The organism is Mongoliitalea lutea (assembly GCF_014652135.1).
GTDB classification, from domain to species: Bacteria; Bacteroidota; Bacteroidia; order Cytophagales; family Cyclobacteriaceae; genus Mongoliitalea; species Mongoliitalea lutea.
Genome location: NZ_BMYF01000019.1, coordinates 1 through 14,873 on the forward strand (window position 1 = coordinate 1; position 14,873 = coordinate 14,873).

The window sequence follows — 14,873 nt, forward strand, 5'->3', positions numbered from 1 at the left end:
TTTTTTCCAGTCATGCCAAATACAGTATCGAAGTCGGTTTCTTAGCCACTCGTCGAGTGATTTCAGCTTTGCTGAGATACTGGCTAGGCGGTAATTGTTTACCCATCCCATCCAGACCTCTTTGAGCTTTTGGAGTCGTTCAGCGAAGCTGTACGGTTTGGTTTTCTTGGTAATCTGCTTAAGCTTTCGTTTCAGAGAGTCCCAGCTGTTTTTCTTCACTACCAATTGGTATTTTCCTTTAACCCCTTTCTGGTATGTGGGTACAAATGCATGTCCCAATATTTCAAAGTTGGTTGGTCTTCGGATGCCACTTTTCTCTCTGTTAATAGGTAGTCTGAGTTTATCCTTTAGGAAGAGGTAAATCTCGTTACCTACTTTTCTGGCTTCTTTCTTTGACTTGGTGTAGATACTGAAGTCATCCGCATATCGGACGTATTTCAGGTTTCTCCGTTCCAGTTCCTTGTCCAATAAGTCCAGAAGGATGTTGGACAGTAGTGGGCTGAGTGGCGATCCTTGCGGGACGCCTTTTCTACGTTTGTGCAGTTTTCCGTTGATCTGGATTGGTGCACGCAGCCACTTTCTGATAAGCCTTAGGGTAGTCGGACATTTTACCCGTTGGTAGATCAATTGAAGTAGAACCGAGTGGTCAACCTCGTCAAAGAATCCCTTAAGGTCGATGTCCACTATATCCTGATAGCCATCATTGATGTATTTCAGGGACTGTGTTACCGCCTTATGGATGTTCTTTTCGGGACGGAAGCCATAGCTGTGTTCCTCGAACGTAAGTTCGTACTTGGTCATCAGCACTTGGCTTACCGCCTGTTGGAGCCATCTGTCCACTACTGTGGGAACTCCAAGCAGTCTTGTCTTTCCGTTGCTCTTGGGTATCTCTACCCCCTTGATAGGTTTGGGTGCATACGTATGGTTCAGGATGGATATGGCAATATTATCCCTATTACTTTCCAAGTAGGAAAGCAGTTCGGTGATTTTCATGCCATCTACCCCTGCCGAACCTTTGTTCCGTACTACCTGTCGGTATGCTTTATAAAGGTTCTTACGATTGAGTACTTTTTCTATCATAGCTTAATCTGTTAACCCTGTCCGTTTAAGATAAGGCTACCCCAAAAGTTGCTCCCTATCGAATTTGGACGTAATCCAATGTTCAGTCCTTCGCTGCCCAGTGAGACCTCTGTAGCTCTTACAGCTCGTTACCGGCGACTACTACGACTTCGGCTGACTTCTCTTTGGTGTTCCCGACACCCAGAGACCTCCCTCGGTAAGATGAATATCCTTGTGTCTATCCCTGCCATATCTACTACTTCGGTGCTTCCTTCCTTGCGGAAGGTTAGGACTTCGGTGTGCTGTGCCACCTCATCCGACCTCATAGCCTCCGTATATGGTTCCTGTTCGTCAGTACAGACACCGCAGTCTGGCTTACTTCACTGCATGCCTCACGGCAAACCAGCTTGCCACTTGCTTGGCTTCGGGACGTTACCCCCGCGCTTAAGGGACTTTCACCCGTTGGAACGGTCAACTTTTTGACCTATATTCACCATTCAAGGCACACACAGCACCTACCCAAAAGTGGCGGTTCTGTGGTTAAATCAAGCTTTGTGCTTCTATCAAAGTTTGTGCTTGGCTGACAGTGAAGTGCATCGAAATCGCCACCTTCGGGTAGCTGCAAAACGTTGGCATATTTTAAAAGACCCTAAGTATATTCGAAGTGACTTTTTAAATCTAGAAAAAACATGTAATTTTGTATCCGAATGAAGACAGGTAATTAAATGTATTTTATTGAAAAGACTGTTGAATTTGACAAATGGTTGAGAAAGTTGAAGGATCTAAGAGCAAAAGCGAAAATTTTGTTCAGGATCCAGAAACTTGAAAATGACGAACATTTCGGAGATTGTAAACCGGTTGGTGAAGGTATTCTTGAATTGAGAATAGATTATGCCAAAGGATATAGAATCTACTTCAAGGAAAGGGAAGGTAAAATCATTATTCTTCTTTTAGGGGGAGAAAAACCAACTCAAAAAAAGGATATTGAAAAAGCAAAGGAAATTTGGAACAGGATAAAAAAGTAGAAATATGGAAACATCAAAATTTGATATTGCAGATTATTTGGATAGTAAAGAAATGATTGCGGAATATTTAAATTCTGTTTTGGAGGAAGGGGATAGTGATGATGTAGTTGTTGCGCTTGGGCACATCGCAAAAGCAATTGGTATGTCCAAAATAGCGGAAGAAACAGGGATGAGTAGGCCAAGTTTGTATAAAGCCCTATCAACAGGATCAAAACCCCAATTTGAAACAATAATGAAAGTATTAAAAGCTGTAGGTGGTCAATTAAGAATTAATCCTTTATCCACGTGAAAAGAAAAACGATGCCATAACATCACCTTGGATACAGCGGGTGGCTTACAGTAAATCGAAAGTTTAGTATCTTTAAGAAGTTAGGAGTAGGCTGGAAGAAAATTTTTTAACTATTGTGCCAGTAGCGATAAAGATCATCCACGAAAAATACTAGACCAGGCAGGTTTCAAAAACCTGCCTGGTCTGATGTCTCAATGTTCCATCCTCACTGTCAACTGCTCACTACTCCCCCTTTACATTCAGTTCCTCCGCACTTGGCGTAAAAGGATTGGAAGCTCTGATCAGGCCATCCGGTAACTCTCCTTCTGTGGAAGCTACTGCCACACAAACCGTCGCATCACCCGTAATATTGACCACCGTACGGAACATGTCCAAAATTCTATCAGGAGCAATAATTAATGCCACCCCTGCTCCTGGCACACCAATAGCCTCCAACACGATGATCAACATGATCAAGCCTGCCCCAGGTACACCCGCAGAACCAATAGCTGCCAAAGTTGCTGTCAATACAATGGTCAACTGCTGGGAAATCGTCAAATCCATCCCCAAGGCCTGAGCAATAAACACAGCCGCTACTGCCTGATACAAACTGGTACCGTTCATATTAATCGTTGCACCCAAAGGCAAGACAAAGCTGCTCACCTCTTCAGAAACACCCACTTCTTCCTCTACAATTTTCATGGTCACAGGAAGCGTAGCAGAACTTGAAGAAGTAGAGAAACCCAATAGCATGGCGGGACGCATGGCTTTCAAAAAGTCAAAGAATTTGATTTTGGTAAAGGATTTAAGAATTGTACCATAGACTACAAATATGATCATTGCCAAACCTGCTACCACGATCACTGTGTATTTCAACAAAGCCAACAACAGTTCAACTGCAGAGTCTGGATTGTCTCCCGCTATTTCTACAATGAGCGAGGCCATCAAGGCAAATACTCCATAAGGTGCAATCATCATGATGTATTCAACTATTTTGATAATCACATCGTTCAAGGCGTCAAAGAAATCTGTAAATGTCTTCGCCTTATCCTTGGAAATCTGTAGCAAAGCAATACCTGCAATGATCGCAAAAAATACGACTTGAAGCATGCTTCCATTGTTAGCTGCTGCTGCAATCAGGTTTTCCGGTACTATATCCACAATTGGCTGCAAAGGACCTGCATCTTTAATTTCTGCAGCCATATCAGCTTTAGAACCTGCCTGAGAATCAAACTGAGCCATCAAACTGTCTCGTGTTTCTTGGGGTAATTTTTCTCCCGGCTCAAATATATTGACCAACAATAAGCCAAGCGTAATCGCGACAACCGTTGTAATCAAATAGGCAAGGATGGTTTTTCCTCCAATTCTGGACAATTTGGATATATCTCCCAAGTTAGCAACCCCTACAATCAGCGATGCCAAGACCAATGGCACGGCAATCATCTTCAAGGAATTGATAAATATGGTCCCGATGGGCTTGATATAATCCACCGTAAATTGTGGTGAAATACCAAACTGAATGATCACAAGACCAAAAACTAAACCTAAAACCAATCCTATGATGATTTGGGTGTGTAAGGGTATTTTCTTGAACATACTGTTGGGTTTACTTTTTAAAGTTTATTGGTTCTGCTAATAAGCAGGTAATCGGCTAATACAAGTGCTGCCATGGCTTCCACGATAGGCACCGCCCGAGGGACTACGCAAGGATCATGTCTTCCTTTGCCGGAAACAGTCACAGAATCTCCCCCTTCATTGACAGATTCCTGATCGATCATGATGGTGGCCACTGGCTTAAAGGCAACCTTGAAATAAATATCCTCTCCATTGGAAATTCCACCCTGGATTCCTCCGGAGTGATTGGTTCGTGTGCGAACTCGATCACCTTCCTGATAAAAAGCATCATTATGCTCCGAACCTCTCATTTTGACTCCTTCAAAGCCACTGCCATATTCAAATCCTTTGACAGCATTGATACTCAACATGGCCTTTCCCAACTCCGCATGAAGCCGATCAAAGACTGGTTCTCCTAATCCCGCAGGCACTCCCGTAGCCACACAACTCACTATGCCGCCAATGGTATCTCTGCTTTTTCTGACCTCGTCAATAAGACTGATCATTTCTTCCGCCTTTTGGGGGTCGGGACACCTGACGATGCTATCTTCTGTTTTGGATAGATCCAATTCTTGGTAAGACTGTTCCAAAGCAAGACTGCCCACTTGGCTGACATATGCCTGAATGCTGATTCCGTAATGCTTCAGCATCATTTTGGCAATAGCACCAGCTGCAACTCGTGCAGCTGTTTCCCTGGCACTGCTTCTGCCTCCTCCTCTATAATCACGGATACCGTATTTCTCGAAATAGGTGAAGTCAGCGTGTGAAGGTCTAAATTTATCAGCGATATGCCCATAATCTTTACTTTTTTGGTCAGTATTCATGATGACCATACCGATCGGGGTACCTGTTGATTTTCCTTCAAAAACACCGGAAAGGATTTTAAACTCATCTTCTTCCTTCCGTTGTGTGGTGATTTTGGATTGTCCAGGCTTTCTTCGCTGCATTTCCTGCACGATGAAAGCCTCATCAATCTCCAAGCCCGCAGGACAGCCTTCTATCACTACTCCTAAGCCCAATCCATGGGACTCACCAAACGTACTTATCTTAAATATTTTTCCGAAACTATTCCCCATTATCTCTTCTTTACAATCAAAAAGGCCAACAAAATGACCGAAGCGAGCAATAAAATATTGATCGAGATGGAAAAATAATACTTATATCGCTCGTATAAAAGTTTATTACTCTCAATAGGTATCAAATCGTAAATTCCTCCCAATCGCTGATTGGATATTGCCTGATTGACTTTGGATTCACCTGTGACGTTGATGACCGCTTTCGGTCTTAAGGTGTCGTATTTTGCCAAAACAGGATTGAAATAAATCCACTCAAAATGATTGCCTAAAGCCACCTCTCCAGGTTCATTGATGGTGAGGTAATAGCTAAACTCCTTGATACCGGTCACTTTCCCCATCCCGCGATTGATTTGTTGGCGCACATTTGGGTCATAGGTGTTGAGTTTGTGAATCTGTCTCGTTTTGGGAGGAGAAACAGAATTGATATTTCCCTCTCCAGTCACTGAGAAATTATAAGTAAAGCCTTGTCCTGTTTCTACATCTAATTGGGAAATATTCTCCCGTAGTTGGAAAATACCCACACTGATTTCGTCTCTTAACGGATGGGGAGGAAGTGGTTTTACCTTGATGGACTTGGCAGAAGAATAAAAAGTTTTAAAGTCCTCCAAGCGGTTGCTCCCAAAGAACGAGGGATTTCTTGCTACTCTATACTTGATCATTTCCCAAGCAATCGGCGGGATGCTCACTTCTCCCGGTGAAAAAGGAAAGAAAGTAGCTTCATAGACCTTGTACTTGGTCCAGTTTTTACCATTAAAGGTCACACGCTCCGGTTGGATATTGGTGATATTAAAATTCTCCTCCCAAGCATTGGTGGGCTTCAACTTTTTCAATATCTCATCCAATTGTCTTCCAGGTTCATAGAATTGAAAAGGAGCCTGATTGGTTTCTGACATGTAAAATGCCAAACTGATATTCACTCCCTCTCCCACAAATACCTCTGACTTATCTACTGATGAAGCAAAAAAGGCATCGTCTTCGATTTCAATAAACTCAGGCTCTTCCCGTGTACCTGCACCTCCACCAAAGAGATTGTCAAATGCATCGAATACACTAGATTGTCTCTGCGCAGGCCTAGGATCAATCACTTTGATGGTTTTACCTGGAGAACTATAATCCGAACCATTGATTTTTACAGAAAACCTTGAAAGGGTAAACTCTCCTTTTCGTGTAGGTTTATAGTATTGTATGATGCTATTGGTGCTGCTGACTTGTCCATTGATCACATTCATGGATGAGGATTGCGTAATCCCTTGCTTAGTGAAGCCCAAGATATCCGGGAATTCATCATAAGAGCGAATACGATCATTGGCTATCGTCACTTTGATACTGAAGGTCTCATTTAATGCAATTTCATCACTACCCAATTCGATCACTACTTCTTGAGCTTGAGCAGTCAAAGAAAAGAACAAACAACATACAGCAATGAGGCGGAGAATGAATAATCGAGGCATATTTTTTTAATGGTACCTTAGGATTTGCAAATTAAGTCTATATTTCAAACGCAACAAACCTAATTACACAACGTATACACGGATAATTATAGTTATAAACCCATAATTCTTTGACCTATGCTAGAGTATGTAAAAACAATTCTAACCAAAGTCAGCTTTGACAAGCGGCTCTTCGAGAAAGAGCTGAAAAAAGCATTTAACCTACTCATGGCCAGTGAAATAGAAGAATTCAGAGACTGGTGTTATCGTAATTTCTCTGGTCGATATGAACCGGTGTTAAATAAATATTTCGTAGCGTATGCATAAAAAGGGCTGATCACAGCCCTTTTTTATTTAACATTTTTTAAAGGTTACCACGCATTAACTTATCTTAGAATCATTGCTATTTTTTTGAAAAAATCAATCCTCAGAGCAAAAATCAATATTTCTTTTCAAGCCTTTCAATTTTGTACGCTTCACCGCAGATTTTGGAAACACCTTATTGAACGTCTCTTCTGTCAGTTCCAACCAATCTTGAAGCTTCAGCTCTTTGAGTCCTTCCGAAGGTAAAAACTTTGGTTCTTGATGGGGCTTGGAAAAACGGTTCCAGGGACATACATCCTGACAGATGTCGCAGCCAAATATCCAATTACCAAAAGTTCCTTTGAAAGAATCTGGTAAAGAATCCTTCAATTCAATCGTGAAATAGGAAATGCAACGGGAAGCATCAATCACCCCGTCCCCAACAATCGCATCTGTCGGACAGGCATCGATGCAGCGGGTACAGGTACCACAGAAGTCCTTGACCATCGGTGGGTCAGGTGCTACTTCCAAGTCAATAATGAGTTCGGCCAAAAAGAAAAAACTACCCATATTCCGTGTCAGCAATAAGCTGTTTTTTCCTAACCAACCAATCCCTGATTTTTGTGCCCATTGGCGCTCCATGACTGGGGCCGAATCCACAAATGCCCGACCATTGATTTCTCCAATAGCTGCTTTCAGATTCTCCAGAAAAAGCTTCAACTTATCCTTTATGACATGATGGTAGTCTTGACCATAGGCATATTTGGCGATTTTAAGATCTTCTGGACCTTCAGGTAAGCGGGATTCGGGGTAGTAATTGTACACCAAGCTGATGACTGTCTTGGCTCCATCTACCAACAGGCGCGGGTCAAGACGCTTATCAAAGTGATTGGCCATGTAGGCCATTTGTCCATGATAGTTTTGATTCAGCCAAGCTTCTAATTTAGGTGCTTCTTCCTCCAAAAAATCTGCCTTAGCAATACCACAATACGCAAAGCCCAACTCTTGGGCCTGTTTCTTGATGAGTGCTGCATAGCGTTGTGAAGGTAATTGCATGTTACTTAGGTAGCTTCTAAAAACCGTTCTGCGATTTTCAAAGGTCTAAAGGTAAAGCGTTTTTTGGCACGATGGGAGGAAGTCCTTTTCAAAATATCTTTCAAAGTCGTCAACACTTTGATCGTATGTGCTCCTTTGTTGAGCATCACACACTCAGCACCTGCACTCAAGGCAGCATCGGAAATTTCAGATCGGGTAGCGATGCCTGACTTGTTGAGTGTTTCCAACACTTGTGTGGCCCAAACCACCGGTACATGGGCTGCCTCACAAATCCAAAGAATTTCTTCCTGAATTTCCGCCATACGCTCAAATCCGATTTCCACAGCCAAATCCCCTCTGGCAATCATTACACCAAATTCAGGTTCCCGCATCCCCTCAAACAGCAAATCAGGCAAATGCCTCACTGCTTCCGGTGTTTCAATCTTTATAATCAATCCCGGGATAGTAGCTCCGATACGTAGAAACGCTGCTCTTAATTCCTGAATATCTGTAGGCTTGCGAACGAAGGAGTATCCGATCAAATCTGCATTGGCGGCAATAAACGGCAGGCAGGAGCGATCAAAATCTGTCAGAGAGTCAATATCCAAAATTGTATCTGGGAAATTGATTCCTTTTTCGTTTTTTATCTGCGATTTTGGATTGGATACTCGGGTAATGCGCAAGCCAACTTTTCCTTTCTTTACTTTTTCGGTCAAGCACCGAATGACTCCATCATCTAAATACACCCGATCACCTACTCGGATTTTTTCTACGATACCCAGCTCATTGGGACTGATGACTACTTCTCCCTTGGGAATTCCCTCAGTTGACTCAGCCATCCAAATCAATTGCCCCTCTTTCACCTTCACTTTGCCCTTATCCTTGCCTTTACCCATTAATCTTATGCGGATTTTCGGCCCGGCCAAGTCCATATAAATTTTACAATCTAATCCGGTTTCTTCGCTCGCCTTTTTGATATGCTGAATCATGTTCTGCCATACGTGTTCGTCATCATGAGCGCAGTTGATTCGAGCGATTCCCATACCCCCTTTCAATAAATTTTTCACCAAGGCATAATCCTCTGCAAAGTGACTGTCAAAGGTGACCATCAATGCAGGAATATCGGCTTCCTTCTTTTTCCCAAAAAGTTTCTCGCTCTTTTGTTTGATCAACACATTACTTAGGGAAAAGGAAACGGCATCAATGGTATCATACACTCTACCAAGTCGTTCCTGAATGGATTGCACCTGTCTGAGCACATGGCTTTCCGAACTGGCAATGGATGAGAGTCCATAAATGTGGAGTAAAACCTGTAACTCCCGGATATCAATGCTTCTCAAAACAAGGTAATGGAGCAAGTTCTTGGCAGCATAGAATTGGGAAGGGTGGATTTGCTGAATCAAGGATTCACGCTCTGCGGTAGCCTGATGCATCAACTCCTCAATTTGCTCAAGTTGTGCTTGAATAAAATCCAAATCGTTGGACTCCATAAAAACCGGGTTTATTGAGTCCGAAGTTAACCATTAAAAAACGAAGGGAAAAGAAAGCAATGTTAAGTTTTGCAACAAAAAAGCAGCTATTCTGACTCATAAGTTCTAAAATAGCTGCTTTCTTTCGATATACCAAAGGTATGTAATCCAATCCTAGAAGATATGGCCAAATCCAAAGAAGAACTGACCTCCTTCTCTACTTTGGGCATAGTCCAAACGAAGGATGGTAGATTGGTTCCAAGCGATTCGACCACCGATACCCGGCGCACCTCTAAACTCTGTCAAAGAAACATCCCGAATTCCTTCCCATACGGTACCAAAATCATAGAATGGGGTAATTCCTAAAGCAAAGTGTTGATTGAATGCATTGAAATCATGTAAGCGTGCTCTCATCTCTAGGTTTACCAAGCCCACAGTTGGTGCTAAGAAACGTGCTTCTCTAAACCCTCTCAGCGATCGACCTCCACCTAATACAAGAATGCCTCCCGCTTCGGCCTGAGAAGATAAATCCCACATTTCAATAAAGTTGATCTTTGGACCAAAGATGTGGCCAAAGGCAGCTAAACCAGCGAAGGTTAATCGGTTTCTATCATTCTTCCAACGATGGAATGTATGGATAAACTGCCCTTGAACCATAAACTTGTTGAAGTTGAAATCCGAGCCTAACCAAGGCGCTGAGTATTCATGAGAATATTGTAAGAAAACCCCTTTGCTTGGATCAGGTTCCAAGTCACGGGTATCATAAATCAAGGCAGCAGCTAGCATACTCGTGAATTGCATACGATCTGAAAATCCGGCCAAATTAAACCGATCCCATGTCCCATCATTTTTTTGAATATTGGCCAGCGTAGGTCTTTGAACTGCCTCCACAGCGGTCCCATTGGGTAAAAAAGCCTCCTCAGCAATTTTTCCAGTATAATCCTCAAAGGCTGTAAACAACATCTCATAGCCAAACATAATTCTGAGTTTACCACCCATCTCTACCCGCTCACCCAAGAAATTGAATAATTTCTCACGCTGAATAAACTGATTGAAGTGCGTATCTGTCAAAAAGCCTCCATTGGCTGCTGGAACAGCAATTCTTAAATTATCCTCGTAGTCATTCACTCGGTTAAATCTTCGAAGAGACCCATCAGTACCTCCGGATTTATCTGCAAAAGTCAATCTATTTAAGGACTCTCTTCCAATCCCCCAATATTGAGCATTTGGATCTTCCCAGAATACTGCATCTGCCCGTAATCTCCACTTAGTATTAAATACATAGGGGACATCTAAGTTAATCGCAGCTTTGATTCGCCCGTTTTCGAAAACAAACAACTCGGAGTTGATACTGTATCTATAGGGAGTATAGTAGAAGAAAGGGTCTTCTTTAGTTTTGTTTTGGAAGAAAAAAACATTTCCACCAACCCCAAAGCCACGGATAGGGTCAAACTCAAATCTTGGCAGTCCAGTCACGAAGAAACCCTCTTTTTTGTTAAGGATATCCTCTTTGGACAGTCTCTTTTCGGCTGAAATCTCAAATGGTAACTCCAAGGTGTCCATGATAGACAAGCGGTCAGCATTTTTATGCAATAACATTTGCTGAGTTGTCATTTCTGTTTGAGCGCTTACATGTAAGCTAATTGCTAAAAGCAATAGGGTAAGTATTTTTTTCATGTTGGCTAGTTTTAATTAGGTGAATACTGGAGCAAATGATTGATACCTCCAGCAAGGACTTGGAGATAAAAATCAAAATAAAATGTGTGTAATATGTGGAATAGGGGCCATGATATACCGTTTATTATTTTTTACAAAAGTACGGCAAAGGCTCCTCAATGACTGTTAAAAGGGTATTAAAGAAATATTAGAATTCCATTAGAATACTTAATTCCTGCGTAGTTGGATAAGAATCTTGGTGCCTTTCCCAATCTCAGATTGTACATCTAAAGAGCCTTCATGCAGGTCTATGATTTTTTTGACAAGTGTCAAGCCAATACCCGATCCTTTTGAAAAACTCTTATTACTCCCTCTAAAAAACGGATCAAAAATTTTACTTAGCTCTTTGGGTGGAATGCCTATTCCTTGATCACTTATTTTTAACTGGATAAGTTGACCACTGACATCTACACCCACCTGACAAGATTTTTCTTTGGAGAATTTGCAGGCATTATGAATGAGATTTTTCAACGCTAGCACCAGCAGGTATTCATTGCCCTCCACACTGATTTCTTGTTCTTCAAAGCTATCCCCAAACTCTATTTCAATTTTAAATTCTGGATTTTCATGCTGTACTTGCTGACTAGCCTCCAGCAGTACTTCATCTATCCTAGTCTCTTTGAATTTCACCTCTGAGCGATCATAATTAGCTTTGGCAAAATCCAACAGATCGCTCGTCAGCTTACTCAGTTTGTGGCTATCCTGTAAGATGTTTTCAATGGTATCTTGATATTCGGAAACATCGCGTTCTTTTTGTAATACCCACTCCAATTCTGTAATCATTGCTGCTAATGGTGTGCGTACTTCGTGGGCTACATAGGAAACAAACTGTCGTTGTGAGTCAAAAGATTTTTCCAGTCGCTCAAGCAGCTTGTTGACTGTTTGTGCCAATTGATTCAATTCATCTTTCGTATTCGACTCCCTCAACCTCAGATGAAGGTTGGACGCAGAAATCATTTCCGCTTCCACGATCATTTCAGACACAGGCCTCAGCATACGCTTGGAAAAATAAAATCCTAACAATACCAACAATACCAAGCCCAGCAGAAGCGAAATAATCATGGTATCCCGTACATTTTGTAGCTTGTTGTATCCATAATAATCATAGGCAGCAGAAGTAATCAGGTACTTTTTTCCATCCAACTCGTATTCAAAACCCAGGACTTGCCAATTATCCTGCAAAAATCTAAGTTGCCGGCTCTGCCTGATAGCTTCAAACATTTCAGGAGTTTCTTTGACAAAATCAATATCTACTGCATCATGGTAAATTAGATTTTCCTGCGAATCGTATATAGCTACCTCCACTTCGTAAAGAATTTCCCTGTTTTTGCGGTAAATGGTCTGTAAGGTCTCCGCATCTAAGGAAGTATCCAACAAAAGATTGGCTTTCGTGATCGCTTCCTTTTCAAGTATTTCATAAAATTCCGACAGGCGGTTTTGGTAGGCAGAAAAATAAATGATGCCCATAAAGACCACTAGAATAAGCACGGTCAGTGCGGTAAACCAAAGTGTTATCCTAGTTTTTAAATTCATGGTTGTTGCAGGATAAAGCCCATACCTGGGCGGGTATGAATAAGCTGGAAATCAAAGGGCTTATCCACTTTCTTTCGAAGATAGTTGATATACACATCAATGATATTCGTGCCGGTATCGAAATTCAGATTCCAGACTTCTTTGGCAATTTCTTCCCTGGAAATGACTCGCTCCGGATGCTTCAAAAAATACTCCAATAAATTGTACTCCTTTGGCGTCAAGGCTAATTCTTCTCCTTTCCGAAAAGCCTTTTTTTTATGAAAATCAATGGCAAGTTCTGAGTAGACTAATTCGGTGGATTGAGTTACTCTCTCATAAGTAGTACGCTTCAAAAGCGATTTAATACGTGCCACCAATTCCCGCAAATCAAAAGGCTTTACCAAGTAATCATCTGCACCTGCATCAAATCCCTCCAGTTTCTCATCAGTCTTCCCCAAAGCGGTAAGCATAATAATGGGAACTGCACTGCCTGTTGCCCTAATTTTTTTACAAAGATCAAATCCACTACCTCTTGGCAAGATTAAATCTGTAATGACGCAGTCAAATGGTTGACTTTCGTACAGGCGAAAGCCCATTTCTGCATCAAATGCAGCCAACACCTCATAGCCTTCCTCTTCCAAGCTTTTCTTGATGACAGAAGAAAGTCTTTCGTCATCTTCGATCAGAAGGAGTTGTACTTGCATAAGATATTAAGTTAGTCTTGAAATGATTTTTTCTTCCTCAGGCCAAGTTTGGAGTAGCTCTTCTTTGGAAAACAATTTAAACTCGGCAAAGTCAAAGCCTGGGGAAACTACACAGGACACCAAGGCAAAGCCACCGGGAGTATCAACTGTAGACCCAAAAACCAACCCTCCCTTAACTAATTGAAAAGGCTGATAACCCGCTACTTCTGAAGAGCCTAGCAATAAGGTTTGGTAACCACTGTCTCCTAACGTATGGATGGTAATCGGATCTCCTTCATGCCAAAACCACAACTCATCACTTTGGATTTGATGAAATTTGGAGCAGTTATCTGAGGTTAGGAGAAAGTAGATGCAGGTGCTCAAACTTCTTGTCCCCTGACTTGTGGCAAGCTCGCGATCGGAGCGATAAACTTCCTTATAGAAGCCCCCCTCAGGATGGGGTGTTAGCCCTAATTGGTTCACCAAACGCATCACTTTAGCATTCATGAGTATAGGTTAATTATTTTTGATACGATTCTCTCTGAGGTCTTTCCGTCCCAAAGCGGAATCCCTTGGTAGCTTTTCCACTCACCTGCCATCAATTTTTTCAAATAGGGTGGGAGATTTGCAGGGTTTGTTCCTACCAGCTCATTAGTTCCTAATTCCACAGTTTCAGCTCTTTCTGTATTATCCCGTAGCGTAATGCAAGGAACATTCATAACCGAAGCTTCCTCTGTAATCCCTCCGGAATCGGTAATGACACCTTTGGCATTTTTCACCAAGTAATTGAATTCCAAATAGGATAGTGGTTCTGTCATATGCAAGCGAGAAGAACTAATGCCCAATTGCTCCAAATTCTTGGCCGTACGTGGATGTACTGGAAACACGATTGGTAAATCACCCGTACCATCCAAGATCGCATCTATCATCTGCTTCAACTTTTCTTCTTGATCCACATTGGCAGGCCTATGCATGGTCATGACAAAATATTCACCAGCTACAAGCTGATCAAATAATTCTCCATCAGGCCTCTTGAATCGAGGCATGTTCGCCATCAGGGTATCGATCATGGTATTCCCTACAAAGTGGATCGATGAATCATCAAAACCTAATTGGCGAAGATTATTATTAGCTATCTCTGAAGTGGTAAAAAAATGATCCGTGATGGAGTCGGTAACCATTCTATTGATTTCCTCTGGCATACTCAAGTCACCGGAACGAATTCCACCTTCTACATGGGCCACATCAATAACCAATTTTTTGGCCGCAATAGAACAAGCGAGCGTGGAGGTTACATCACCTACTACAATCACTAAATCGGGTCTATGGGCCAATAATTCTTTTTCGAATGCCACCATGATAGCGGCTGTTTGCTCAGCCTGTGTGCCACCTCCGCCACCAAGGTTCGCATGGGGTTCAGGAATATTCAATTGCTCAAAAAAATCTCCCGACATCTTTTTATCGTAATGTTGCCCCGTGTGAATCAGTCGAAATGAAATGCTAACACCTGCTTGCTGTTTGGCTTGTATGGCGTGCACAATGGGAGCTATTTTCATAAAATTTGGCCTTGCCCCAGCCACTAAAGTTAGTTGGATCATATTGTTGAAAGTAATTTCAACAACAAATTAACCATAAAAAACTCTTTTACCCAATTGCAATAAGTTTCTTGTTAGCAAAACACAA

Annotated in this window: 14 protein-coding genes; 3 read left to right on the forward strand and 11 right to left on the reverse strand. The window is 42.0% G+C overall.

The window, feature by feature from the left end; translation table 11 throughout:
* Positions 1–1,080: group II intron reverse transcriptase/maturase (ltrA, locus tag IE080_RS14415; RefSeq protein WP_189584034.1), on the reverse strand; the 1,080-nt coding region annotated here is incomplete at its 3' end.
* A gap of 704 nt (positions 1,081–1,784) precedes the next feature.
* Here ltrA and IE080_RS14420 point away from each other — a divergent pair.
* Both IE080_RS14420 and IE080_RS14425 read left to right on the forward strand, forming a co-directional pair.
* Positions 1,785–2,084, forward strand: a complete 300-nt coding sequence (locus tag IE080_RS14420) for a type II toxin-antitoxin system RelE/ParE family toxin (protein ID WP_189584039.1) — start codon at positions 1,785–1,787, stop codon at positions 2,082–2,084.
* A gap of 4 nt (positions 2,085–2,088) precedes the next feature.
* Positions 2,089–2,373, forward strand: a complete 285-nt coding sequence (locus IE080_RS14425) for an addiction module antidote protein (RefSeq protein ID WP_189584041.1) — start codon at positions 2,089–2,091, stop codon at positions 2,371–2,373.
* A 222-nt stretch (positions 2,374–2,595) separates the two neighbouring features.
* On the opposite strand, the gene IE080_RS14430 is transcribed toward IE080_RS14425, so the two are convergent.
* Genes IE080_RS14430 through IE080_RS14440 form a run of 3 tightly spaced genes read right to left on the reverse strand, consistent with a single transcriptional unit; the run spans position 2,596 to position 6,493 of the window.
* Complete coding sequence (locus tag IE080_RS14430; protein WP_189584043.1) at positions 2,596–3,948, reverse strand: dicarboxylate/amino acid:cation symporter; 1,353 nt, start codon at positions 3,946–3,948, stop codon at positions 2,596–2,598.
* A 17-nt stretch (positions 3,949–3,965) separates the two neighbouring features.
* Positions 3,966–5,042: a chorismate synthase gene (aroC, locus tag IE080_RS14435; RefSeq protein WP_189584046.1), complete on the reverse strand. Its 1,077-nt coding sequence runs from the start codon at positions 5,040–5,042 to the stop codon at positions 3,966–3,968.
* The gene (locus IE080_RS14440) at positions 5,042–6,493 is read right to left on the reverse strand and encodes a BatD family protein (RefSeq protein ID WP_189584049.1); all 1,452 of its coding nucleotides are present in this window, start codon (positions 6,491–6,493) and stop codon (positions 5,042–5,044) included. Before IE080_RS14440 ends, aroC begins: the two co-directional genes overlap by 1 nt.
* A 117-nt stretch (positions 6,494–6,610) precedes the next feature.
* On the opposite strand from IE080_RS14440, the gene IE080_RS14445 reads away from it, so the two are divergent.
* Entirely contained in the window at positions 6,611–6,799 is a 189-nt protein-coding gene (locus tag IE080_RS14445) for a hypothetical protein (protein ID WP_189584052.1), read from the forward strand.
* A 93-nt stretch (positions 6,800–6,892) separates the two neighbouring features.
* Here IE080_RS14445 and queG read toward each other — a convergent pair whose 3' ends face one another.
* The 7 genes from queG to wecB all read right to left on the reverse strand — a co-directional run bounded on the left by queG (position 6,893) and on the right by wecB (position 14,788).
* The gene (gene queG / locus IE080_RS14450; RefSeq protein WP_189584054.1) at positions 6,893–7,831 is read right to left on the reverse strand and encodes a tRNA epoxyqueuosine(34) reductase QueG; all 939 of its coding nucleotides are present in this window, start codon (positions 7,829–7,831) and stop codon (positions 6,893–6,895) included.
* Between the two features lie 5 nt (positions 7,832–7,836).
* Positions 7,837–9,300: a pyruvate kinase gene (locus IE080_RS14455; protein WP_189584057.1), complete on the reverse strand. Its 1,464-nt coding sequence runs from the start codon at positions 9,298–9,300 to the stop codon at positions 7,837–7,839.
* 153 nt (positions 9,301–9,453) lie between these two features.
* Entirely contained in the window at positions 9,454–10,956 is a 1,503-nt protein-coding gene (gene omp85 / locus IE080_RS14460; protein WP_189584060.1) for an Omp85 family outer membrane protein, read from the reverse strand.
* Between the two features lie 207 nt (positions 10,957–11,163).
* A complete protein-coding gene (locus IE080_RS14465; RefSeq protein WP_189584063.1) occupies positions 11,164–12,528 on the reverse strand; it encodes a sensor histidine kinase in 1,365 nt (454 codons plus the stop codon).
* Positions 12,525–13,211 (reverse strand): response regulator transcription factor, encoded by a 687-nt coding sequence (locus IE080_RS14470; RefSeq protein WP_189584066.1) that lies wholly within the window; start codon positions 13,209–13,211, stop codon positions 12,525–12,527. The genes IE080_RS14465 and IE080_RS14470 overlap by 4 nt, the downstream gene beginning before the upstream one ends.
* 6 nt (positions 13,212–13,217) lie before the next feature.
* On the reverse strand, positions 13,218–13,697 hold the full coding sequence (locus IE080_RS14475; RefSeq protein ID WP_189584069.1) for a cupin domain-containing protein: 480 nt from the start codon (positions 13,695–13,697) through the stop codon (positions 13,218–13,220).
* Positions 13,694–14,788, reverse strand: a complete 1,095-nt coding sequence (gene wecB / locus IE080_RS14480; RefSeq protein WP_189584072.1) for a non-hydrolyzing UDP-N-acetylglucosamine 2-epimerase — start codon at positions 14,786–14,788, stop codon at positions 13,694–13,696. The genes IE080_RS14475 and wecB overlap by 4 nt, the downstream gene beginning before the upstream one ends.
* Positions 14,789–14,873 lie beyond the last annotated feature (85 nt).